This window comes from Clostridium sp. BJN0013, from assembly GCF_040939125.1.
Lineage (GTDB): Bacteria > Bacillota > Clostridia > Clostridiales > Clostridiaceae > Clostridium_B.
Genome location: NZ_CP162495.1, coordinates 2,072,208 through 2,095,439, shown reverse-complemented (window position 1 = coordinate 2,095,439; position 23,232 = coordinate 2,072,208). Strand labels below are relative to the sequence as shown.

General features: G+C 28.7%; 22 protein-coding genes. 20 read left to right on the top strand and 2 right to left on the bottom strand.

What is annotated here, in order from left to right; translation table 11 throughout:
* The 8 genes from AB3K27_RS10720 to AB3K27_RS10685 all read left to right on the top strand — a co-directional run bounded on the left by AB3K27_RS10720 (position 1) and on the right by AB3K27_RS10685 (position 7,887).
* A complete protein-coding gene (locus AB3K27_RS10720) occupies positions 1–726 on the top strand; it encodes an HAD-IB family hydrolase (RefSeq protein WP_368487438.1) in 726 nt (241 codons plus the stop codon).
* Positions 727–800: 74 nt separating this feature from the next.
* Positions 801–1,457: a ribonuclease H-like domain-containing protein gene (locus AB3K27_RS10715; RefSeq protein ID WP_368487437.1), complete on the top strand. Its 657-nt coding sequence runs from the start codon at positions 801–803 to the stop codon at positions 1,455–1,457.
* 345 nt (positions 1,458–1,802) lie between these two features.
* Entirely contained in the window at positions 1,803–2,837 is a 1,035-nt protein-coding gene (gene argC, locus AB3K27_RS10710; RefSeq protein ID WP_368487436.1) for an N-acetyl-gamma-glutamyl-phosphate reductase, read from the top strand.
* 25 nt (positions 2,838–2,862) lie between these two features.
* Complete coding sequence (gene argJ, locus AB3K27_RS10705) at positions 2,863–4,083, top strand: bifunctional ornithine acetyltransferase/N-acetylglutamate synthase (RefSeq protein WP_368487435.1); 1,221 nt, start codon at positions 2,863–2,865, stop codon at positions 4,081–4,083.
* A 17-nt stretch (positions 4,084–4,100) separates the two neighbouring features.
* Entirely contained in the window at positions 4,101–4,952 is an 852-nt protein-coding gene (gene argB, locus AB3K27_RS10700; RefSeq protein ID WP_368487434.1) for an acetylglutamate kinase, read from the top strand.
* 12 nt (positions 4,953–4,964) lie between these two features.
* Complete coding sequence (locus AB3K27_RS10695; RefSeq protein ID WP_368487433.1) at positions 4,965–6,137, top strand: aspartate aminotransferase family protein; 1,173 nt, start codon at positions 4,965–4,967, stop codon at positions 6,135–6,137.
* Between the two features lie 151 nt (positions 6,138–6,288).
* Entirely contained in the window at positions 6,289–7,176 is an 888-nt protein-coding gene (locus tag AB3K27_RS10690) for a potassium channel family protein (RefSeq protein ID WP_368487432.1), read from the top strand.
* Positions 7,177–7,401: 225 nt separating this feature from the next.
* Positions 7,402–7,887, top strand: a complete 486-nt coding sequence (locus AB3K27_RS10685) for an S-ribosylhomocysteine lyase (protein ID WP_368491214.1) — start codon at positions 7,402–7,404, stop codon at positions 7,885–7,887.
* Between the two features lie 166 nt (positions 7,888–8,053).
* Here the strand turns inward: AB3K27_RS10685 and AB3K27_RS10680 are convergent, their stop codons facing one another.
* The gene (locus tag AB3K27_RS10680; RefSeq protein ID WP_368487431.1) at positions 8,054–8,812 is read right to left on the bottom strand and encodes a ThiF family adenylyltransferase; all 759 of its coding nucleotides are present in this window, start codon (positions 8,810–8,812) and stop codon (positions 8,054–8,056) included.
* 326 nt (positions 8,813–9,138) lie between these two features.
* Between AB3K27_RS10680 and AB3K27_RS10675 the strand changes: the two genes are divergently transcribed.
* The 10 genes from AB3K27_RS10675 (at position 9,139) to AB3K27_RS10630 (ending at position 19,301) form a co-directional block, all read left to right on the top strand.
* Positions 9,139–9,966, top strand: a complete 828-nt coding sequence (locus AB3K27_RS10675; RefSeq protein ID WP_368491213.1) for a carbon-nitrogen hydrolase family protein — start codon at positions 9,139–9,141, stop codon at positions 9,964–9,966.
* Positions 9,967–10,258: 292 nt separating this feature from the next.
* Positions 10,259–11,650, top strand: coding sequence for a glycosyltransferase family 2 protein (locus AB3K27_RS10670; protein ID WP_368491212.1), 1,392 nt, complete (start codon positions 10,259–10,261; stop codon positions 11,648–11,650).
* Between the two features lie 220 nt (positions 11,651–11,870).
* Positions 11,871–12,590 carry a pseudouridine synthase gene (locus AB3K27_RS10665; protein WP_368487430.1) on the top strand — a complete coding sequence of 240 codons (720 nt, stop codon included), beginning with the start codon at positions 11,871–11,873 and terminating at the stop codon, positions 12,588–12,590.
* The gene (locus AB3K27_RS10660; RefSeq protein ID WP_368487429.1) at positions 12,587–12,751 is read left to right on the top strand and encodes a DUF4264 family protein; all 165 of its coding nucleotides are present in this window, start codon (positions 12,587–12,589) and stop codon (positions 12,749–12,751) included. The genes AB3K27_RS10665 and AB3K27_RS10660 overlap by 4 nt, the downstream gene beginning before the upstream one ends.
* A gap of 111 nt (positions 12,752–12,862) precedes the next feature.
* On the top strand, positions 12,863–13,738 hold the full coding sequence (locus AB3K27_RS10655) for a MurR/RpiR family transcriptional regulator (protein ID WP_368487428.1): 876 nt from the start codon (positions 12,863–12,865) through the stop codon (positions 13,736–13,738).
* A 23-nt stretch (positions 13,739–13,761) separates the two neighbouring features.
* Complete coding sequence (locus tag AB3K27_RS10650; protein ID WP_368487427.1) at positions 13,762–15,000, top strand: NAD(P)/FAD-dependent oxidoreductase; 1,239 nt, start codon at positions 13,762–13,764, stop codon at positions 14,998–15,000.
* A 132-nt stretch (positions 15,001–15,132) separates the two neighbouring features.
* A complete protein-coding gene (gene cmk / locus AB3K27_RS10645; RefSeq protein WP_368487426.1) occupies positions 15,133–15,798 on the top strand; it encodes a (d)CMP kinase in 666 nt (221 codons plus the stop codon).
* A gap of 11 nt (positions 15,799–15,809) precedes the next feature.
* Positions 15,810–17,723 (top strand): bifunctional 4-hydroxy-3-methylbut-2-enyl diphosphate reductase/30S ribosomal protein S1, encoded by a 1,914-nt coding sequence (locus AB3K27_RS10640; protein WP_368487425.1) that lies wholly within the window; start codon positions 15,810–15,812, stop codon positions 17,721–17,723.
* A 243-nt stretch (positions 17,724–17,966) separates the two neighbouring features.
* The gene (gene speD, locus AB3K27_RS10635; protein ID WP_368487424.1) at positions 17,967–18,347 is read left to right on the top strand and encodes an adenosylmethionine decarboxylase; all 381 of its coding nucleotides are present in this window, start codon (positions 17,967–17,969) and stop codon (positions 18,345–18,347) included.
* Between the two features lie 78 nt (positions 18,348–18,425).
* On the top strand, positions 18,426–19,301 hold the full coding sequence (locus AB3K27_RS10630) for a GNAT family N-acetyltransferase (protein ID WP_368487423.1): 876 nt from the start codon (positions 18,426–18,428) through the stop codon (positions 19,299–19,301).
* Positions 19,302–19,500: 199 nt separating this feature from the next.
* Here AB3K27_RS10630 and AB3K27_RS10625 read toward each other — a convergent pair whose 3' ends face one another.
* Entirely contained in the window at positions 19,501–20,697 is a 1,197-nt protein-coding gene (locus AB3K27_RS10625) for a pyridoxal phosphate-dependent aminotransferase (protein WP_368487422.1), read from the bottom strand.
* Positions 20,698–20,995: 298 nt separating this feature from the next.
* Between AB3K27_RS10625 and AB3K27_RS10620 the strand changes: the two genes are divergently transcribed.
* Together AB3K27_RS10620 and AB3K27_RS10615 are read left to right on the top strand one after the other, a co-directional pair.
* Entirely contained in the window at positions 20,996–22,489 is a 1,494-nt protein-coding gene (locus AB3K27_RS10620) for a hypothetical protein (RefSeq protein ID WP_368487421.1), read from the top strand.
* 217 nt (positions 22,490–22,706) lie between these two features.
* Entirely contained in the window at positions 22,707–23,126 is a 420-nt protein-coding gene (locus AB3K27_RS10615; RefSeq protein ID WP_368487420.1) for a hypothetical protein, read from the top strand.
* Positions 23,127–23,232 lie beyond the last annotated feature (106 nt).

Here is a 23,232-nt window from a genome sequence, read left to right as displayed (position 1 = left end):
ATGAGTATTGCAGCTTTTTTTGATATTGACGGTACTTTATATAGAGAAGGTCTTATAACAGAAGTTTTTAAAAAATTAGTGAAGTATGAAATAATACCTGGAGAAAGATGGTATAAAGAAGTAAAACCTGAATATGAAAGATGGGATAAAAGAAAGGGGAATTATGATAACTATCTTTTGAAAATGGCAAATATATATATAGAAGCTATAAAAGGACTTCATAGATCTCAAATAGAATTTATAGCTAAAACTGTAGTAGCTCAGAAGGGAGATAGGGTATATTCTTATACCAGAGATATGCTAAAGTGGCATAAAGAAAGTAAACACATAGTAGTGACTGTATCTGGAAGTCCTGTAGAATTGGTTAGAGAAATGGCAATTAAATATGGATTTGATGATTATGTAGGAGCTGTATATATAAGAAATAAGGATAATATATATACAGGAGAGGTAGTTCCTATGTGGGATAGTATCAGTAAAGAAAAAGCTATAAGGATGTTAACTAAAAAATACAATATAGATTTAGAAAAAAGTTATGCTTATGGAGATACTTTAGGTGATTTTTCTATGATGAAGATGGTAAAAAATCCTGTTTGTGTGAATCCTACTAGAGAGTTATTGAGAAAAGTGTTGGAAGATGATAAGGTGAGCAGCAGAGTAAAGATAATAGTTGAGAGAAAAGATATGATATATAAACTTGGAGCTTCTTGTATAAAGGAAATTTAAATGGCATGTAATTTTATTATATATAATTATATTAAAACTGTGTGGTTAAAAAGGAATTGGAAAAGAGTGGTGGCATGATAGAAAGACTTAACGATGTGGATGTTGAAAAACCTGTAATAGAAAATTCATTGAAGATAGACGAAAGCAGATGTATTTTTAGAGATGCTATATTTTTTGATTTAGAACATTATATATACAAAAAGCCTATATGTATAGGTGTTTTTGGTTGCTGTTTTTATGATTATAAGAATGAGGTGCTAAAGGTAACACAGTACATGATAGAAAATAGGAAAGATACAAAATTGATACTAAAATTGGCTAAAGAATACTTTGAAAATATGATTAGGGAAAATAAAAAGTATATAGTAACTTTTTCAGGAAATAATGATTTTACAGTTATAAATTATCTTTTTGAAAAATATAATATGGAATTTAATAATATAGAAGAACATTTTATAAGTGTGGATTTGCAAAAGCAATATGAAAAAGAAATCCATAAATCTATAGGACTGAAATCATTGGAAAAAGAATTTGGAATCACCAGAGAGGATAAAATTATAAGCGGTTCAAATTTAGCTAAAACTTTTAGTAAAATAATTAAAGATAGTGAGTATATAAACAGAATGCCACAGATAAAAAAAGAAAAAATATTATTATACAATGAGCAGGATATAGTAAGCTTGTTTAATATATATACAAAATGGAATAATGTGTTTATGGGCAATAAATAGAGTTTATCTGTTTGATAATTATATTTAAGATATAAAAGTTTTTACAAGTTTATAAAAACTTTTATTTTTTTTTCAATTACTGTATATTTATAATTAAGTTCTTCTAAGGTTAAGGTGGAGTTTGCTTATAAGATGAAATAAATATATACATGAAATATACTCTGCATTAAGATAAAAATAATATGAAATATTATTTTTTATTTAAGTAATAAAAAAATATTAAATTAATTTTTATAAAAAATATTGCATATTTATTTATAAAGTCATATAATAACTACATATTTAAAAAATATGTAGTTATTATATTTTTATAGGCAATTATGATCTAAAAGGAGGCAAATTAATTTGGTACAAGTAGGAGTTGTTGGAGGAACTGGTTATGTGGGAGCAGAATTGATAAGACTTTTATCAAATCATAATAAAATTGAAATATCAGGTATATCCTCTACAAGTTGTCAGGGAAAATCCATTAGCAGTATATATCCAGGTTTTTACAATTTGAAAGAGCTTGTATGTGAAAAGGATGACGAAGTTATAGAAAAAAGTGATTTGATTTTTTTGGCTTTGCCTAGCGGAGTAAGTGAACCTATTGTAGAAAAGGCAGTGGCCAAAGATAAAATATGTATAGATATGGGTGCAGATTTTAGATTTAAAAGTGAATCTTCATATAAAAAGTGGTATGGCAAAAATTTTCTCATACCCCAATTGCATGAAAGATCTGTATATGGACTTCCGGAGCTAAATAGAAAATATATAAGAAAATCCAAAATTATAGGAAATCCAGGCTGTTATGCCACTTCTGTTCAAATCGGTATTTTACCTCTTATTTCTGAAGGATTAATAGAAGAAAAAGGTATAATTGCAGATTGTAAATCAGGATTAACCGGTGCGGGGAAAGGTCTTAGTGAAAGTAGTCATTTTGTAAATTGTAATGAGAGTTTTAGTGCTTATAAAGTGGCAAACCACAGGCATACTCCAGAAATAGAGGAAAATTTAAATAGTGTATCAAAATACGAGGTAAAACTTACTTTTATTCCACATTTAATTCCAATAAATAGGGGTATTCTGTCTACAGTATACACAACTCCAAAAAGTTTAATAAATATAGAAAAAATACATCAAAAATATTGTGAATTCTATAAAGATGAACCTTTTGTAAGAATCCTTCCTTTAGGAGAAGTATCGAAGATAAACAATGTAAGACTTTCTAATTATTGTTGTATTTCCATACATTATGACGGCGAAAACAATAAACTTATAATTATATCTTGTTTAGATAATATGATAAAGGGAGCAGCGGGACAGGCAATCCAAAATATGAATATTGTTTTAGGGTTTGATGAAGAAGAAGGACTTACTGCTGTACCAGCCGTTTTTTAATTAAATTTTAAGGAGGACATTTAGGATGAATTTAGAAATTGTAGAAGGAGGAATTACTTCTCCTAAAGGATTTACAGCTTCAGGAATCAGCTGTGGTCTTAAAAAGAATAATTTACAGGACCTAGCTCTTGTAATGTCAACTAAACTTTGTAATTCAGCGGGAGTTTATACTCAAAATATAGTTAAAGGGGCACCTCTTTTAGTGACTAAAAGTCATTTGGAAAATAAAAAAGCTCAAGCCATAATTGTAAATAGTGGAAATGCCAATACCTGTACAGGAGAAGATGGAATAAATCATGCAAAAGAAATGTGCAAGTGTATAGGAAAAGAATTACAAATTGAAGAGGATAATGTACTTGTAGCTTCTACTGGAATTATAGGTGTAAAATTAAATATTGATGCTATAAAGGAGTCTATTCCATCACTGGTTAAAAAGCTAAATAAAAATGGTGGAAAAGATGCAGCCAGAGCTATAATTACTACAGATACTTTTAAAAAGACATTAGCTGTAAAATTAGAATTGGGGGGGAAAGCTGTGGTAATTGGGGCTATGGCTAAGGGATCGGGAATGATACATCCTAACATGGCAACTATGCTTTCTTTTATTACCACAGATGTAAATATAAATGCTAATCTTTTAGATAAGGCATTGAAGGAAAGTGTAAAAGTAAGCTATAATAGAATTTCTGTGGATGGAGATACTTCTACAAATGATATGGTGCTTATTATGGCCAATGGATTAGCAGAAAATCCTATTATAAATGAAGAGAATGAAGATTATCAGGTATTTTTAGAGGCATTAAAAAAATTGAATGTAGAATTGGCTAAAATGATAGCAAAAGACGGGGAAGGGGCCACTAAATTAATAGAATGTAAAGTTAAAAATGTACCTGGAGAAAAAGAAGGGGAAATTTTGGGCAAATCCGTAATATGTTCAAATCTTGTAAAAACTGCTTTATTTGGACGCAGTGCCAATTGGGGCAGAATATTAGATGCCCTTGGATATTCTGGAGTAAACTTTGATATAAATAAGCTTGAAGTATCAATGGAAAGTTCAAAGGGAAGTATACTGGTATTTAAAAATGGCAATCCTGTAGATTTTTCAATTGAAAAATCTGTAGACATACTTTCAGAAAATGCCGTAGGTATAGTTTTAAACTTTAATTCAGGAAATTCCAGTGTATGCTGCTGGGGATGTGATTTAACCTACGATTATGTAAAGATTAATGGAAGTTATATGTCTTAAGGGAGGTACGGGAGGAATTGGATTATAATGAGGTGGCAAAAATATTAGCTGAATCACTGCCATATATTCAAAAATACAGAGGAAAAACAATAGTTGTTAAGTATGGTGGCAGTGCTATGTTGGATGAACAGCTAAAAAAATATGTTATAAATGATTTAGTACTTATGAAATGTGTGGGAATAAATTTAGTAGTTGTTCATGGAGGAGGTCCATTTATTTCTTCTTATCTAAAAAAATTAAACAAGAAAAGTGTTTTTATAGATGGGCTAAGATATACAGATGAAGAAACTATGGATATAGTTCAAATGGTACTTAGTGGAAAGGTAAATAAAGATTTAGTAAAGTTAATTCAAAGTTATGGTGGAAAAGCTCTTGGGCTCTGTGGAATAGATGGGGCGATGATAAAAGCTGAAAAAATTTCTAAAGACGTGGATTTAGGAAGAGTAGGAGAGATAACAAACATAAATACTGAAATTATTATAAGTTCTATAGATAATGGATATATTCCTGTAATAAGTAGTATAGCATTTGGAGATGACAACGAAACCTACAATATAAATGCAGATACATGTACTTTTAAGATAGCGGCAGCTTTAAAAGCACAAAATTTAATACTTCTTACAGATGTACCTGGAGTTATGACAGATATAGAGGATAAATCTACATTAATTTCAGAACTCAGGTTAAAGGATATCCCAAGATTATATGAAGATAATATTATAAAAGGAGGAATGTTACCTAAAATAAATTGTTGTGTTGAGGCAATTAAATCAGGAGTTAAAAGTGCACACATTATTGATGGTAGAGTACCTCATTGTCTTCTTGTGGAATTATTTTCAAAAGAAGGTATAGGGACTATGATTTATTAGGAGGAGATTAATTTGGATTATTTAAATTATGCAAAAAAGTATCTTATGAATACTTACAATCATCTCCCTGTGGTGTTTACCTATGGAAAAGGATGTAAGTTATATGATACTTGTAACAAGGAATATTTAGATTTTACATCTGGCATTGGTGTAATGTCCTTAGGTTATGGAAATATGACCTGGATTAAAGCTGTAGAAGCTCAATTGGAAAAAGTAGTTCATACTTCTAATATATTTTTGAATATTCCTGTATTGGAACTAGCCAAAAAATTTACTGAAATTTCAAATATGAATAAAGTGTTTTTTTGTAATTCTGGTGCAGAAGCTAATGAAGGAGCTATAAAATTAGCAAGAAAGTATAGTTTTGATAAACATGGAAAGGCTAGAAATACTATACTCACATTGAAAAAGAGTTTTCATGGAAGAACTATAACTACATTAAAAGCAGGAGGACAGGAAAAGCTTCATAAATATTTTTATCCCTTTACTGAAGGCTTTAAATATGCAGAGGCCAATGTGGAAGAATTAGAAAAATCCATAGATTCATCAATTTGTGCTATTATGATAGAACCTATTCAAGGAGAAGGAGGAATAAATCCACTAAGTGAAGAATTCGTTCATAAGGTTTTTGAAATAGCAGAGAAGGAAGATATCTTGGTTATATGTGATGAAATTCAATGTGGTATAGGAAGAACAGGAAAGATCTATGGTTTTAATAATTATGGTGTTTGTCCAGATATTATATCCACTGCAAAAGGCCTGGGAGGAGGATTACCTATAGGTGCTGTGCTTTGTAATGAAAAATTGAAAAATACCTTTGGATATGGAGATCATGGCTCTACTTTTGGGGGGAATCCTGTTTGTGCAGCGGGTGCCCTAGAAGTATTAAACATAATAAGTGAGGATTCTTTTTTAGAGGAAGTAAGTGAAAAAGGGGAATTTGTTAAGGAGTATTTTAAAAGTAAGAATAAAAAGAGCATATTAGAAGTTCGTGGAATGGGACTTATGATAGGAATAGAAATTGAAGGGGAAGCATCCAAAATCCAAAAGAAAGCTCTCCAGAAAGGTCTTCTTGTATTAACTGCAGGACCAAATGTAGTGAGATTATTACCACCCCTTATTATTTCAAAAGAAGAATTAGAAGCGGGATTAAATACACTATATGAAATTATAGAGGAAGAGTAACTTATATATTAAAAATATATTTAAATCAAATAAAAGAAATCTGCTGTAATTTAAGTGGGTTTCTTTTTATTATAATAAATAAATGTGATAATAATCTCTTTGTAAAAGTATAAATAGATATATCTATTTTATTAATATAGAGGTTATATTTATGAGGTGGTTTATTAATTTACATAAGCTTGAGAAAAAGACTATTTTACTTATGTTAGCATTGCTTTATGTTAGCATATTATTTTCTTTTGGATTTATTTACTGGGATATAGCTAATGATTCCCAGGGAGAATTTTTTATATTTCAAAATGATGTGAACATGAATACAAAGGTAGAAGCTTTTAGAAAGAGTTTGAATATCCCCATATATAATAGAGAATTTAAAGACATGGTAAAATATTTAATATCCTCTAATGAATATAAAAGACCCATTGCAAAACTAGAGACTCCTGGATCATCTTTTTCTGCAAATATATTTACCTTTGATAAAGTATTAGGAGAAAATTGGGCTAATTATTATTATCTTTTATTTCAAAGTCAAGATATTACCCATATAAGTATAGAAGACCTAGGAGAAGATAAAGTAAGTAGTAAATTTAATAGTAATAAGTTAAAAATATGTTTTTACAAGATAAATGAAGAGGAACAATATAAGGATTTTAAGAGTTATAAAAAAAGTGATAAGAGTAAATTTAAAAAGATAGATAGCAAATATGTCTGGGTAAATAATTATACCTCACTTTATAATGAAATTTTTAGGAAGGAATATTTTTATTATCCTCTAAATTTTTATTTTCCAAAACTTATAGAAAACTCCATATCTTTTTTAGATGATAGTCCTTTGGTACTGAGATCTATAATAAATGGAAATTTCAAATATCCAATATGGAATTTTATGTATTTTAGTGCTGTTACTATGACTACATTAGGTTATGGAGATATTTTGCCTAATTCTATGGTTGTTAGGATATTGGTTATGCTTGAAACCATATTTGGAGTAATTATAATAGGAGTATTTGTATCTTGTTTGTTTTGGGATAAAAAGTAAATTCAATAAAAACAAATATTGTTGGTATAAGGACTTTAATAATATTTGTTTTTGTATAGGTGGAATTAACATCATATATATTATGTTAATTAAAAACTAAAGTAAACCACTAATATAGAAAAATATAAGAATATATACTATAATTATATAAAACATATAAAAAAACTAAAGAGAAAAATAGGAAATATTAAAAATTATAACAATAAAAATGAAATGGAGAAAAATATGGAGAAGATCACTAGTTTTACAATTAATCACCTGAAATTATTACCTGGAGTATATGTTTCACGCAGAGATAATATTAATGGAGCAATAATAACCACATTTGATATTAGGATGACAAGACCAAATTTTGAACCAGTAATGAATACTGCTGAATTGCATACTATTGAACATTTGGGAGCAACCTTTTTAAGAAATCATAGTGAATATGGCAATAAGATAGTTTATTTCGGACCTATGGGTTGTAGAACAGGATTGTATTTATTGCTAGGAAGTGATAGGGGATTTGAATCAAGGGAAATTATAGGTTTAGTTAAAGAGATGTTTAAATTTATTGCAGAATATAATGGTGAAATTCCAGGTGCATCAGCAAGAGATTGCGGAAATTATCTTGATATGAATTTACCTATGGCTAAGTATTTAGCAAAAAAATATTTAGAGGATGTGCTAAATAGCATTAGTGAAAAAAATCTTAATTATCCAAAATAAATTTATATCAATAGCTAACACCTTCAGCTTTTTCAAAGTGGGGGATAAGCACTGTTACAAGTTCCTTTATAAGTTCCTCTAAGGTTTAGATGGAGAAAAATTTCCTATGAGTAAACTCCACCTGAACCTTGGAATCACTTGATTAAGGCATTTATAAAGATAAAAATTAATTTAATGATAATATATCTTTAATTACCTCACCTGCTATTATCATTCCTGCCACAGGAGGAACAAAGGAATTGCTAGAAGGTATTTGACGTTTTAATAAACACTTTTTTGAACCGCCAGTACATACACAGCCTTCCCTGCAAGTTGTAACTTCTTCTATTTTTGGTTTTTTAGGTATTTCCTCTGAATACAATACTTTTAAGTCTTTTATTCCTCGTTTTCTAAGTTCATGTCTCATTACTTTAGCTAAAGGACATATTTTTGTATCGTAAATATCGCATACTTTAAATTTAGTAGGATCTAGTTTATTTCCTGTACCCATACAGCTAATTATATTTACATTATGATTTTTACACCATACTACCAGAGATATTTTTGAAGATACAGTATCAATAGCATCTATTACATAATCTGCAGTAAGGGGTATAATATTATCTATATTACTCTTGTCTGCAAATATTTTATAAGATTCTACCCTGCAATTAGGATTTATATCTAAAATTCTATCTTTTAAAACATCTGTTTTATATTTACCTATTGTATGAAAGTTTGCATGTATTTGTCTATTTATATTTGTCAGACAAATAGTATCATCATCTACTATAATAATATGGCCTATACCCCCTCTTGCTAAAGCTTCTAGGGCAAAACTTCCTACGCCACCTAAACCAAATAGTACTACAGTACTATGATTTAATTTTTTTATAGCTTCTTTTCCAAATAATAGTTCAGTTCTGGAAAGGGAATGTTGTTTCATTAAATGATCTCCTATTCATAATGATTTAATTGATTTTTTACTTAAATAACAATATTAAAATTATATAATGTACATTATTTTTAATCAATAGTTTTCTAGGGTATGAAAAATATTAAAAGAACTTAGAAAAGGGTTAGCAAGATACTTATCCCTTTTTAGGCCCGGATTAAAAAATAAATTACAAAATTGTATCTTAAATATTAAATTTTTATCCATCGTTGAATAGTCCATAATAATAAACTATAATTAATGGTAGTATATAAGTTGTATGTAGGTATAATATTATAGATAAATATATAAGCTAATTTAAAAGAGGGTGTTTTGTGATGAAAATAGGTTTGTGCCAGATGATGGTTTTGAAGTCCTCTAAGAGTGATAATGTGAAAAGAGCAAAACAAATCATAGGTGAAGCTGTAAATAAAGGAGCTAATATAGTAGCATTACCAGAAATGTTTAATTGTCCATATAATATTAAGTATTTTAGAGAATATGCTGAAAGAGATAATTGTCAGGGAGAGACCTTAAGTATGCTATCATCTACAGCTAAAGAGATGGGAATATATCTAATTGGAGGCTCTATACCAGAAATTGATGAAAAGGGAAATATCTATAATACTTCTTTTGTATTTAATGAATTAGGAGAAATAATAGGAAAACATAGAAAAGTACATTTATTTGATATAGATATAAAAAATAAAATAACATTTAAAGAGTCAGAAGTTTTAACGCCAGGTAATAAAGCTACTGTAATAGACACAAAGTGGGGAAAGATAGGTGTAGCTGTCTGTTATGACGTAAGATTTCCTGAGCTTATGAGGTTAATGGCACTTCAAGGGGCGAAAATTATATTTATTCCTGCATCTTTTAATACTACCACAGGACCTGCTCATTGGGAATTATTATTTAGAAGTGCTGCAGTAGAAAATCAACTTTATACTGTAGGAATATCACCAGCAAGGAATGTGAATTATTCTTATGTATCATATGGAAATTCTCTTATAGTAGATCCCTTTGGTAATATATTAAATATATTAGATGAAAAAGAGGGAATACTAATATCAGAAATAGATTTAAACTATATAGATGAGGTAAGAAAATCTCTTCCTGTACTTAAGCATAGAAGAGAAGATTTATATAAAATTACTTTAGTATAAAGTAAAAAAATATATAAATTCTGTTAGTCAGAATATTTCGACATATACCATATAAGTAGAAATCTGTGGTATCATGATATACGATATTTTATATATATTTGTTTCAGTATGATAGAATCAAGTGATTCTTAGGTTTAGGTGGAGTTTGCTGTAGAGAACTGCTTATCTCCATTTGAACCTTAGAAGAACTTATCCAGGCGCGTAGCAGTGCTTATCCCCTGCTTTGAAGAAGATGGGAGTATTAGCTAATTGCCGCATGCGGATAAATATATTATAAGGAAGGATTTTTGTGATGAAAGAGTTTATTTTTAATTTTACAGCTATTTTTCAAATATCAGTTTTTACAATCACAATGTATTATCTAATACTTTCTTTATTTGGACTCTATAAAAAAAGAGATAATGGTGCAGAAAAATGTATGCCTAAAAATACTTTTGCCCTTTTGGTAGCAGCTCATAATGAAGAGATGGTTATTGCAAAAATAATAGAGAGTCTGAAAGATATTGATTATCCCAAAGATATGTATGATATTTTTGTTATTGCGGATAATTGTGATGATAATACAGCATCCATAGCAAAACAGTATAATGTAAATGTATTTGAAAGAAGAGTTCCGGATAAAAAAGGGAAGGGATATGCACTGGAATGGATGTTCAATAAAATATTTAAAATGGATAAACAGTATGATTCTATAGCTGTTTTTGATGCAGATAATTTGGTCTCAAAAAATTTTTTAATGGAAATGAATTATAAATTATGTCAAGGATATAAAGTTGTTCAAGGTTACATAGACAGTAAAAATCCTAATGACTCATGGATAACAGGCTCTTATTCAATTTCTTTTTGGACTGCCAATAGGCTTTTTCAACTTTCTAGGTCAAATCTTGGATTATCAAATCAAATTGGAGGCACTGGCTTTTGTATGAATACAGATATACTAAAGCAACTTGGATGGGGTGCCACTTGTTTAACTGAAGATTTAGAATTCACCTGTAAATTAGTGTTAAATGGATATAAGGTAGGATGGGCTCACAATGCCGTAGTGTATGATGAAAAGCCTTTAACGCTGAAACAGTCCTGGCATCAAAGAAAAAGATGGATGAAAGGATTTACCGATGTTGCCTCCAGGTTTTTCTTTAAACTTATAAAAAAGGCACTAAGAGATAAAAATCTCACGGCACTTGACTGTGCCATATATACTGTGCAACCTTTTGTCACCTTGTTAATAGGGCTTTCAGCTTTTATAACTATTCTACAGAATACCCATGGTTTAAATATATTTGTTATAAATATATATTTTATACCTATAGTATGGAAAACATTTAGTATAGTTCAATTTCTAGTAACCCCTTTTATAATGATGTTAGAAAATAAACTGTCAAAGAAGATGTTTTCTATATTTGTTTTATATTCCTTCAATATAGTAGTACTCGCGCTGATGTTTGATTCACCTACTCTATTAGAGACGGTATCTGGAAGTATTTTATATCTTTTGATATTTGTAATAGGCATATCCTTATTAGGAGGTAAAAATTCTCTTAGAATATTTATATGGTATCTGCTCTATGGTATATATACTTTGACATGGATACCAATAACAATACAAGGAATATTGGACAAGAATAACAAAGAATGGAATCATACTAAACATATAAGACAAATAAGTATACAGGAAGTGGAATAATAAAATTAATCCTCAGTCATATTATTGAGGATTAATTTTATTATTTAAAGATCACATATTTTCTTAGAAGTGGTGGATAGACACTGATTAAGGTTCAGAAAAACAGTGCTTATAAGTAAATTTTACCTGAACCTCTGAATCACGTGATAGTAAAGTACTATTAAATTGCTATATAATGATAATAAAAATATATTTAATATGTGAGTAGGATGATGATAACATGATAGAGAGATTACATAAATATATGGCTTCCTGTGGGATAGCTTCCAGAAGAAAATGTGAACATACAATATTGGAGGGAAGAGTAAAAGTAAATGGAGTAATTGTAAGTAGATTAGGAACAACAATTGATGATGAGAGGGATGAAATTCTAGTAGATAATAAAAGAATAGAGAAAGAAAATAAAAAAGTGTATATATTATTAAATAAACCTAAGGGATATATATCTTCTGTTAAAGATGATAGAGGACGCAAAACACTTCTTCATATAGTAAAAGTAAATGAAAGAGTTTATCCTATAGGAAGGTTAGATTATAATACTTCAGGAATTATAATACTTACCAATGATGGAGAAGTATATAATAATATAGCTCATCCAGGGAGCCAAAAATCCAAGGTGTATATTGCTACAATAAAAGGGAAACCCTCTAGTGAGGATATAAAACGATTTGAAAATGGTATAGATATAGGGGGATATATAACAGCTAAAGCAAAATTTAATTTAATTAGTTCAAATAAGGAAAGTTCAAAGGTAAAAATAGAAATACATGAGGGAAAAAACAGACAGATTAGAAAAATGTGTGATGCCATAGGCCATCCTGTAATAACTTTAATGAGAACTGCTATAGGAGATATAAAAATAGGTAATCTTAAAGAAGGTGCATGGAGATATTTAACTGAAAAAGAAATACAATATATAAAAGGTGGAAAGTTATTATGAAAAATGAGTTGAAATTAATTTCATCAAAAGAGTTTAGTAACTATGAAGATATGTATAAAATTGTAGATTTTTTGAATAAAAATTTAAATATTTATGGTTTCACTTTCGGAATATGCAAGAAAGATAATAAAAGTATAATAAATATTTATAAATATGATTAAATAGTTAATTGAATAAACAATTGAATATTATATTGATAATTTACTCAATAGATGTTAAAATGAAACAAATATTGCAAAGTTGGCATGGATGGAGAGAAAGGAATGAAGTAAATGGAAAGCACTAATAATCAAGACTTAATAAGAACAATTCAAATTAAATTTCCTAGATTGAGTAAAGGTCAAAAATTAATAGCTGAATACATTTTAAAGCATTATGACAAGGCTGCCTTTATGACAGCTGCAAAATTAGGGGTAAATGTAGGTGTAAGTGAATCAACTGTAGTTAGATTTGCAAATGAACTTGGATTTTCAGGATATCCTAAATTGCAAAAATCCCTTCAGGAGCTTATAAAAAACAAACTTACTACGGTACAGAGAATTGAATTATCAAATGATTTTGTAAGTCAGGAAAGTCCACTAAAAAGTGTTTTAAAATCTGATATGGAAAATATAAGGGCTACTCTTGAAAAAATAAATCATAAGACTTTTGATGATGTGGTAAACAATATATTTAAGGCAGATAGGATATATATAATAGGGCTTAGAAGTTCCACTGCTATTGCAGATTTTTTGGGCTTTTATTTAAATTTAATTTTAGACAATGTAAAAGTTGTAGGATATGGAATAAGTGATATTTTTGAACAGATGATAAATCTAACTAGTAATGATTTGGTAATAGGTATAGGGTCTCCTAGATATGCTGTGAGAACTATTGAAGCTTTAGCTTTTGCTAAAAGCAGAAATGCTAAAGTAGTAGCTGTTACGGATAGTCTTTTATCTCCTCTGGCAGCTAGAGCAGATTATACCTTAATTGCTCAAAGTAATATGACTTCTTTTGTGGACTCTTTGGTGGCTCCTTTAAGTGTAATTAATGCATTGATTATTGCTGTGGGATTACAGGAAAAAGAAAAAATTTCCTCTACTTTTTCGAATTTAGAAACTATTTGGCAAGAATATGAGGTATATTCATTGAAAGATCAAAATTAGTGGGAAATAAGGTGTATGAATTAATGTCAAAGGTAATAGTAATTGGAGGAGGTCCGTCTGGGATGATGGCAGCAATAACTGCTGCAAACAGAGGATTTGATACTACTTTGATTGAAAAAAATGAAAAGCTTGGTAAGAAGATGTTCATATCAGGAAAAGGAAGATGTAATATAACCAATTCAAAGGATATAAGTGAATTCTTTGATTATATTCCTGTAAATTCTCATTTTTTGTATAGTTCTCTTTACTCCTTTACAAATAAGGATACTTTTAAATTTTTTAATAATCTTGGGGTAGATTTAAAAGTTGAAAGGGGGGGAAGGGTTTTTCCTAAATCAGATAAATCTTCTGATTTAATCAAAGCTATGGAAAAAGAATTAGTAAAAAAAAATGTAATGTTAAGGTTTAATTCTAAAATTAGAAAACTTATTTGTAGAGATAGTTCTATAAAAGCAGTACAACTTGAAGATAATTCACTTATAGAAGGAGATTTTTTTATACTCTGTACAGGTGGCATGTCCTATCCACAAACTGGTTCTACTGGAGAAGGATATAAAATAGCCGAAAGTTTAGGCCATACTATAACAAAAATTGTGCCTGCTCTTGTTCCTATAGAAATTAAAGAGAGCTGGATAAAAATATTACAGGGACTTTCTTTAAAAAATATAGAATTAAGTATAATGGATTCCAATGATAATATCTTATATAAGGAATTTGGAGAAATGTTATTTACCCATTTTGGCATTTCAGGGCCTATTGTATTAAGTGCCAGTAGAGCGGTGAAGGATAATAAAGATTTAAAAATAGTTATAAATTTAAAACCTGCCCTTAATTTTCAGGAGCTGGATAAAAGATTACAGAGGGAATTTTTAAGCTATTCAAATAAAAGTTTTAAGAATTCTTTAGAAGGGCTGCTCCCTAAAAAGCTTATTGGCATAATTCTAGATTTATGCAATATAAAATCAGATAAAAAGTGTAATTCCATAACTAAGGAAGAAAGACAAAATTTAGCCAGACTATTACAAAATTTCACCATACATATAAAAGGTCTTAGGCCTATAGAAGAAGCCATAGTTACATCTGGGGGAGTAAGTGTTAAAGAGATAGATTCGTCTACTATGAATTCTAAAATAGTTTCAAATTTATACTTTGCAGGTGAGATAATAGATGTAGATGCCAATACAGGAGGATTCAATATGCAAATTGCATTGTCTACTGGATTTTTAGCAGGAAATAAAATTAAAGATGTAGTACAAATTTAATTAAATCAATGATAATATAAATAAAGGATTTTATATTTTTTTATAGAATATATAAATAGGATTTGAATATAGGTAAAAGTCCTGATATAAATTTGGGTATGTTTCTTAGGTAAAGAAAGGCGGAATGACATTTTGAATATATCTGTGGCAATTGATGGACCTGCAGCTGCAGGTAAAAGTACTATAGCAAATATTATAGCCCACAAATTTAATCTTATGTATATAAATACAGGTGCTATGTATAGAGCTGCTGCACTTTTATGCATGAGAGAGGAAGTATGTTACAAGGATGTGGAGAGAGTATGTGAAATTGTAAAATCACTTAAAATGCAGTTTGAAGAAGATAGGCTTATTGTAAATGGTGAAGATTTAACAGATAGTATAAAACATCCTGATGTAAGTAATAATGTATCTAATTATGCTGCCATTTTTGAACTTAGAAAATTACTTGTGAAATTGCAGCAAGATATGGCAGGAAAATTCAATGTAATTATGGATGGAAGGGATATAGGTACTGTAGTTTTAAAAAATGCACCTTTGAAATTTTTTCTTACAGCTAGTGCTAGTGAAAGGGCAAGGAGAAGATATTTAGAATTAAAAAAGAAAAATATAAATGTAGAGTATAGTAAGATATTAGATGAGATAATTAAAAGAGATTATATAGATTCTCATAGGGCATCTTCTCCTTTTATAAAAGCAGAAGATGCTATAGAAATAAATTCATCTGAACTTTCTATTTACGAGGTTGTAGAAATTATTTCAGTTTACATAAGAAAGTACATTGAAGAACATAGCTAAAGGTGAGTATCATGAATATTATATTAGCGGATAAATCTGGATTTTGCTTTGGTGTAAAAAGAGCTGTTACTGAGGCTGTAAATGCCCGGGAAAAATTCAAAAAGAAAATATATACTTTAGGTCCTTTGATTCACAATAATGATATAGTAAATAGTTTGAAAGAAAAAGGTATATATCCTATAGAATTAGATGATATATATAGTCTTGAAGAGGGAGATGTAGTTGTAATACGTTCTCATGGTGTGGCAAAAGATATATTGAATCTTTTAAAGAATAAAAAAATCAATGTGGTGAATGCTACCTGTCCTTATGTCTCTAACATACAGAAAAAGGTGGAAAAATACTATAAATTAGGATATGATATATTGATAGTAGGTGATATTAATCATCCAGAGGTATTAGGTATAAATGGGTGGTGTGAAAATACTGCTATTATATCAAAGAATGGTATTGATTTAGATGAGCTACCCCTAAAAATATGTATAGTTTCACAGACTACAGAAAAACAGTCTAATTGGGAAAAGGTATTGAATATAGTAGCTAAAAAATGCAAAGAATTTATTGCATTCAATACTATATGCAGTGCTACAGAGTTCCGTCAGAAAGCTGCAGAACATATATCAAAAAAAGTAGATATGATGGTAGTAATAGGTGGTAAGAATAGTTCTAATACCACCAAGCTTTATGAAATATGTAAAAGTAATTGTAATAATACAATTCATGTTGAAAATTCAGGGGAAATACCTGATAATATAATTAAGACCAATAAAATTAAAACTATAGGTGTTACAGCAGGAGCTTCAACACCCAATTGGATAATAAAGGAGGCAGTTTTAAAAATGAGTGATGACAAAAATTTGGAGTTAAATGAGCAGTTATCTTATATGGACAAAAATGATACCCAGATAATATTAGGGGAGAAAATTAAAGGTATAGTAATATCTGTGAATTCAAAAGAGGCTTTTTTAAATATAGGATATAAATCAGATGGTATACTTCCAAAATCTGAAATAACAAAAGAAGAAGATAACAATTTAGAAGAATTAATTCATATTGGAGATGAATTAGATGTTAAAGTAATAAGAAGGCAAAATGAAGATGGATATGTGGTATTATCCAAGTTGGAATTAGATAGGGAAAATGCTTATAGGGAATTAGAAAATGCAAATATAAATAATACTTCTTTAAAAGTTACAGTAAAAGAAGATGTAAATGGAGGATTAGTGGCTAATTATAAAGGAGCTAGAGTTTTTATACCGGCCTCCCATGTGGAACTATATCATGTAAATGATCTTTCCCAGTATGTAGATAAGGAGTTAGAAGTTAATATAATTGAGTTTAAACAGGAAAGAAAGGGAACTAGAGTAGTAGGCTCAAGAAGGGAAATTTTAAGGATTGAAAGAGAGAAAAGGGAAGAAGAAACCTGGAATAGACTTGAAAAAGATACAGTGGTAGAAGGAGAAGTTAGAAGGTTGACTGATTTTGGAGCATTTGTTGATGTACAGGGAGTTGATGGACTTCTTCACGTATCTGAATTGTCCTGGGGAAGAGTTAATAAACCAGGAGATGTTTTGGGAATAGGAGATAAAATTCAAGTTTATATATTGGATGTAAATAAAGAAAAGAAAAAATTATCTCTGTCTTTAAAGAAACTTATGGAGGATCCTTGGAATAATGTAGATATAAAATATCCGGTAGGAAATGTAGTCCTTGGGAAAGTAGTTAGATTTGCCAATTTTGGGGCATTTATAGAATTGGAACCTGGAGTAGATGCATTAGTTCACATATCTCAAATAAGTCATAAAAGAATAGATAAACCTTCAGATGCACTAGAAATAGGTCAGGAAATAAAAGCTAAAATTTTAGAAGTAAATAAGGAAAATGAAAAGATAGCTTTAAGTATAAAAGAAGTAGATGAAATTTAATATTAATATAGAAAATTTTCACATTTATCATTAAAAATTTAATATCAAAGGATAAAATATATTTACTTGAATTTAAGTAAACACTATATTTTTATTGTGATATACATAGGAAATCAGAGAAATCTTTTAAAAAATAGAGATTTTAAAAGTAAATTTTTAATATTAGCATTATATATTGACTTTTCTATTATTTTTGATAAAATTTAATTGTTATATTTTTTTCTAAGGGGGTAAATGTGAAAAATGAATGAATTAGGGAGACATATTCTAGCAGAGATTTATGGATGCGACGGCAAAATATTAAATGATAAAGACTTTATAGAAAAAACAATGGTAGATTCAGCATTAAAGGCAGGAGCGGAAGTAAGGGAAGTTGCATTTCATAGATTTAGCCCTCAGGGCATAAGCGGGGTAGTTATAATATCTGAATCCCATCTAACCATTCACACCTGGCCTGAACTTGGTTATGCTGCCGTGGATGTGTTTACTTGTGGAGATAAAATAAATCCTTGGGATGCTTGTAACTACATGACTGAAAAATTTAATGCGAAAAATATGACGGCAACTGAAATAAAGAGAGGTATATTTGAACAAGTTGTAGAAGTAAAAGCCTCAAATATATAGGAGATCATCGCCGGGGGATGGTCTCTTATTTTGAAGTTTATTTATTATTCTAAACAATAAGTTTAGGGGAAAAATTATATGTATGAATGTGTACCACTGGTAAAAAGAAATTTAAGCTGTTTTAAAAAACTAAATTCCAAAAGAACTCTATTTAATAGCCTAAATAAAGATTTTTTTGAAATTTATGATAAATCCAATTTTGCTCAACAGATATTTTTAAGAAGAACAGTGAAATTACTTAGAAATAATTTTAGTTATATAGGCTATATTTGGACTGATATGGTACGTAAAAATGTTTATAATATAAATGCTATGAATGTATCATTTATTTCTAATAAGAAGGTAGATAGTGTACCCTATATACATTTGATAAGTACTATAAAGAAACATTGCGTTTTAAAATATTTGTGCGAAGATAATAATTATAATTCCACATTACTTGAAAATATAGGTTTTAAAAAAAAAGAAGGTACCTTAATTCTTTGCAAGGAATTACATGAAAATATAGATTTGAGTATTCATGAAGGATTAAAATTTCAGATATTTGAAAAAGGAAAAGATGAACAAAAAAGATGTGAAATACAAAATCAAATATTCCAGGAGCATAATAGAATACCTTTGACTTTAGAAGATATATATATGGAACAATTGCAGAGGTACTATTTTGAAAAGGGATCGGTTTTTTTAAAAAGAAACGAGGAATATATAGGATATGGACAGATTATAATAGAAGATAATATTCCTGTTATAGTTAATTTTGGTATAATAGAAAAGTATAGAGGTAAGGGATATAGTAAATATCTTCTAAATTATCTTTTAAATATAATATACTCAAATGACTTTCATAAAATAATGATAAAGGTACGAGATTCTAATTATATAGCATTAAATTTGTATAAAAGTGTTGGATTTGAGGTTAAAAAGGAAAGATTTAATTGGGAGTTAGAAAAATAATTTTTTAAAAACAACCCTTTGATTTTTAGATTAGGGTGGAGTTTGCCAAACGGAATGCTTTTCTCCTGAAATAAAATTCTAAAATATAAGAGTTTACTTTAGTAACTATAACGTTTAAAGTAAACTCTTAATTTATTTTGTATGTAATCTAATTTTCGGTACAGGATACCACTTGGCGCTAGCCACTATAAAAATATATTTAATTCTTAATTTTTTTATACTCTTCTATTGCTATTTTTAATAAATTCATGGCATCTTTTAAGTCATCACAATTTAGGCAGTAAGATATTCTTACTTCGTCTTTTCCAAGACCTTCAGTAGCATAAAAACCGTCGGCAGGAGCAACCATTACAGTTTTACCATCTTTATTAAAATCAGTTAATAAAAATTTTGCAAAATCCTGTGCATCTGAAATAGGCAATTTAGCAACTATGTAGAAAGCTCCACTAGGTTTTCTGCATATAACACCTGGAATTTTTTGCAGACCTTCCATTAATATATTTCTTCTCTTTTCATATTCTTTTCTTGTTTCTATAAAATAGCTGTCAGGGGTGTCTTTTAAAGCTGCTGCTCCAATTTGTTCTACTGTAGGCACACATAGTCTAGTTTGACATAGTTTCATTATGTTATGCATAAATTCTTTGTTCTTTGAAGCTACCAGTCCAATTCTAGCACCACAGGCACTATAACGTTTAGATATACTATCTACGATTATTAACCTGTCAGCTATATCTTTTAGAGTAAGAGTGGAAGTATATTTTAGTCCATCATATACAAATTCTCTGTAAACTTCATCTGCGATTAAGTATAAGTCATGTTTTTTGACTATATTTGCAAGCATTCTAAGTTCTTTATCTGTGTATACAGTTCCTGTAGGGTTACCAGGATTTGAAATCATAATTGCTTTTGTTCTAGGGGTTATTTTGCTTTCTATCAATTTTTCATCTGGTAGATGAAAACCATCTTCAGCTTTTGTTAAAAATGGAACCATTTTAGCAGAAGCTGATTCTGCAAAACCGTTATAATTTGTATAAAAAGGTTCTGGAGAAACTATTTCATCTTCTGGATCACATATTGTCATAAAAGTTAACATTATAGCTTCACTGCCACCATTAGTCACTACTAGTTCCTCTTTAGAAAACTCTGTACCCCACTTTTTATAATATTCTATGAAACTTTCCTGAAGTGCATCCATACCTTGTGAATCTGTATATTTTAGTACACTTTCTTTAAAATTTTCAATTGCTTTGAAAAATATATCTGGAGTTAGCACATCCGGTTGACCAATATTTAAATGGTAAACTTTCACACCTCTTTTTTTAGCTTCCGCAGCGTATGGTGCCAGTTTGCGAATAGGTGAAAATTGCATATTTAAAATTCTATTTGATAATCTCATATAAATGTCCATCCTCTCCTAAGTTCTAATATATTATATATACAATAATATAATTTTCAAAGAAATTTTTCAACAATAATTTTATCACAACATGACGATTAGCTAATACTCCCATCTTATTTAAAGTGAGAGATAATCACTGCTGGTGAAATATTCATATTTAATAAGTATTATTATTAAGATATTATTAAATTTTTTATTTTTAGAAGGACTTTTTTGTCATTTTGAAGAAATATTTAAATATTAATAGCAATATTTTAAATACTTATTAAAAATAAAGTACTGGAGCTTAAATAAAATGAATTGGTTAACAAAAAAAATAATTTATATTAGGGATAATTATATAATTCAGTTAATAATTTTATTAGTTATAGGGGGGATTTTATTAAATACTCTCTTTTTATATCCTATTGTAGGAAAATGTGATAATGGAGATTTTGGAAGATTACTTTTGTATGGAGGATTATGGGATTTATCCAGTAGTTATAAGAAAATCTATGATAGATTCGTACATTTGAATTATTTAATATCAGAACCAGATGTATTTATACTTTTTGGAAAAAACTGGGTTTCAGGAAGTATATTATTAAAATTGGCTGTATTTATATCACTATTTTCACATCAATTCAATAATAAGTTATTTGATATAAGGTATTTGGCATTTGTTTATTCAATAGTATTTATATGGGCAATATTTCTTATAGTTAATTTTAAAAGATTGTCTCCTTTATTAAAGGCAGCAGTAGGGATATGTATTATCTTATTTTTTACAGATACATCCTATATATCTTATTTTAATTCTTTTTATGGAGAAGCAGGAACTATTGTATTCTTTTTTTTGAATATAGGTATTTATCTTAATTTAATAACTAAAGAGAAACCCTTGATAAGACATTTTGTGTATTTTTTTATAGCCTCTGGGGGATTTTTAACTTCTAAAGCACAAGAACTGCCATTACTTGTTTTTATGCTTGCAATTTATGCAGGGTTATTTATATATTATAGAGAGAAAAATTATAGAAAATGTATTATAGTAGGTTCATTACTGGTAACTATACTTTGTAGTGCCGCTTATATTTCATTAACGGATAGAATGAATCAAAATAATATGTATCAGGCGGTTTTCTCAGGAATTTTAAGAGGCTCTGAGAACCCTGAAAAAGATTTGGAGGAGCTTGGATTGGATAAAAAATTTATGGTTTTTTATGGGAAATCTTTTTATAATAGACATTCTGGAAATGATCCACTGGGAAGGGAAATGTTAAAGGAATTTTATCCTAATATTTCTCCTGTAAAAATATTGGCTTTTTATGTCATGCATCCACAAAGACTTTGGCAAAAAGTTGTGGAGTCTGCAAATAGCGCTTATGCTTTTTCGAAACCGGGCCCATGGAATTTTGCTAAAGGACAATATGATCCACATAAAGCAGTAAATACTTTTAGGACCAATCTTGTAAATAATTATCCCAAAATACATAGAAATATTTTTGTTTTTATTGTATTTTCGCTGACATATTTTTCTATAACACTGATTTATTTTATAAAAAATAAAAGTAGAGATATACGTCTTCTTATACTAATGTTATGGTTTATCCTTGTATCAGGGGCATCTCAACTTATTTTACCGGTCATAGGTTCAGGCCATGGTGATTTTGGTAAACATTTATTTTTGTTGAATTTTTGTTATGATGTTATGGTGGTAATAGCTGTAGTATGGTGCCTGCATATTATATCGAAATTTGTAATTTTGCAGAAACATACGGCTAAAAATCATTTTATAAAATTTAATTAGAAAGTAGGTATTTTAATGAAAAGCTATTTGCCTACTATATTTTGTTCTTTGTTAATAATTTTTTTAGTCATGTTTTTATTGTATATCACAATAAAATATTCCATTATTAAAGCTATAAAAGAATTAAAAGATAAGAATATATTATAATTAACAAAATATGTAGTTTAATTGACTTGTGATTTATTTAAAGATTTTTTATTATAAAAGGTGGAATAATATGAAAGTTTTACTTGAAAGAAAGTTTAATGTAAAAGATGCAAAAAACTACATTAGCGAACTAAATAATATATTAGAAAAATACATAGATAAAAATGAGAACAAAAGAGAAGAGGTAAATCATATAAAAACCTCATATATAAATTTCTTAATGGGGTTTTTTAGATTTAAACCAGTTATACAATCAAGGGATGAATTTTGCACTATAACTTTAAATGAAGTTAATATATATGGAGAAGGTAATGACCTGGAACTTGCAAAGGAAAATTTAATAGACAGTATTTTAGAATATATTGATATTTATACAGATAAAATTCATATATTTCATAAATTTGAAAGTATAGAAAGGCAAGCTTATATGCTCAAGTTAATTCGCTGTAATAGTGATAGAGATAAACTGAAAAAGGAAGTGGGCTTGTAACTATAATTACAGCATATTTACATATATAAATATTAACGATATAATTGTAAGGTATTAGAGCATCTAAAAATAAATACCCATTTAGAGGTTATTTATTTTTTAGATG

Bases quoted from the DNA above. Each gene is read 5' to 3' on its own strand.
- AB3K27_RS10720 (WP_368487438.1), top strand. From the start codon at position 1: ATGAGTATTGCAGCTTTTTTTGATATTGACGGTACTTTATATAGAGAA.
- AB3K27_RS10715 (WP_368487437.1), top strand. From the start codon at position 801: ATGATAGAAAGACTTAACGATGTGGATGTTGAAAAACCTGTAATAGAA.
- argJ (WP_368487435.1), top strand. From the start codon at position 2,863: ATGAATTTAGAAATTGTAGAAGGAGGAATTACTTCTCCTAAAGGATTT.
- AB3K27_RS10690 (WP_368487432.1), top strand. From the start codon at position 6,289: ATGAGGTGGTTTATTAATTTACATAAGCTTGAGAAAAAGACTATTTTA.
- AB3K27_RS10685 (WP_368491214.1), top strand. From the start codon at position 7,402: ATGGAGAAGATCACTAGTTTTACAATTAATCACCTGAAATTATTACCT.
- AB3K27_RS10680 (WP_368487431.1), bottom strand. From the start codon at position 8,812: ATGAAACAACATTCCCTTTCCAGAACTGAACTATTATTTGGAAAAGAA.
- AB3K27_RS10675 (WP_368491213.1), top strand. From the start codon at position 9,139: ATGAAAATAGGTTTGTGCCAGATGATGGTTTTGAAGTCCTCTAAGAGT.
- AB3K27_RS10670 (WP_368491212.1), top strand. From the start codon at position 10,259: ATGAAAGAGTTTATTTTTAATTTTACAGCTATTTTTCAAATATCAGTT.
- AB3K27_RS10665 (WP_368487430.1), top strand. From the start codon at position 11,871: ATGATAGAGAGATTACATAAATATATGGCTTCCTGTGGGATAGCTTCC.
- AB3K27_RS10660 (WP_368487429.1), top strand. From the start codon at position 12,587: ATGAAAAATGAGTTGAAATTAATTTCATCAAAAGAGTTTAGTAACTAT.
- AB3K27_RS10655 (WP_368487428.1), top strand. From the start codon at position 12,863: ATGGAAAGCACTAATAATCAAGACTTAATAAGAACAATTCAAATTAAA.
- AB3K27_RS10650 (WP_368487427.1), top strand. From the start codon at position 13,762: ATGTCAAAGGTAATAGTAATTGGAGGAGGTCCGTCTGGGATGATGGCA.
- AB3K27_RS10640 (WP_368487425.1), top strand. From the start codon at position 15,810: ATGAATATTATATTAGCGGATAAATCTGGATTTTGCTTTGGTGTAAAA.
- speD (WP_368487424.1), top strand. From the start codon at position 17,967: ATGAATGAATTAGGGAGACATATTCTAGCAGAGATTTATGGATGCGAC.
- AB3K27_RS10630 (WP_368487423.1), top strand. From the start codon at position 18,426: ATGTATGAATGTGTACCACTGGTAAAAAGAAATTTAAGCTGTTTTAAA.
- AB3K27_RS10625 (WP_368487422.1), bottom strand. From the start codon at position 20,697: ATGAGATTATCAAATAGAATTTTAAATATGCAATTTTCACCTATTCGC.
- AB3K27_RS10620 (WP_368487421.1), top strand. From the start codon at position 20,996: ATGAATTGGTTAACAAAAAAAATAATTTATATTAGGGATAATTATATA.
- AB3K27_RS10615 (WP_368487420.1), top strand. From the start codon at position 22,707: ATGAAAGTTTTACTTGAAAGAAAGTTTAATGTAAAAGATGCAAAAAAC.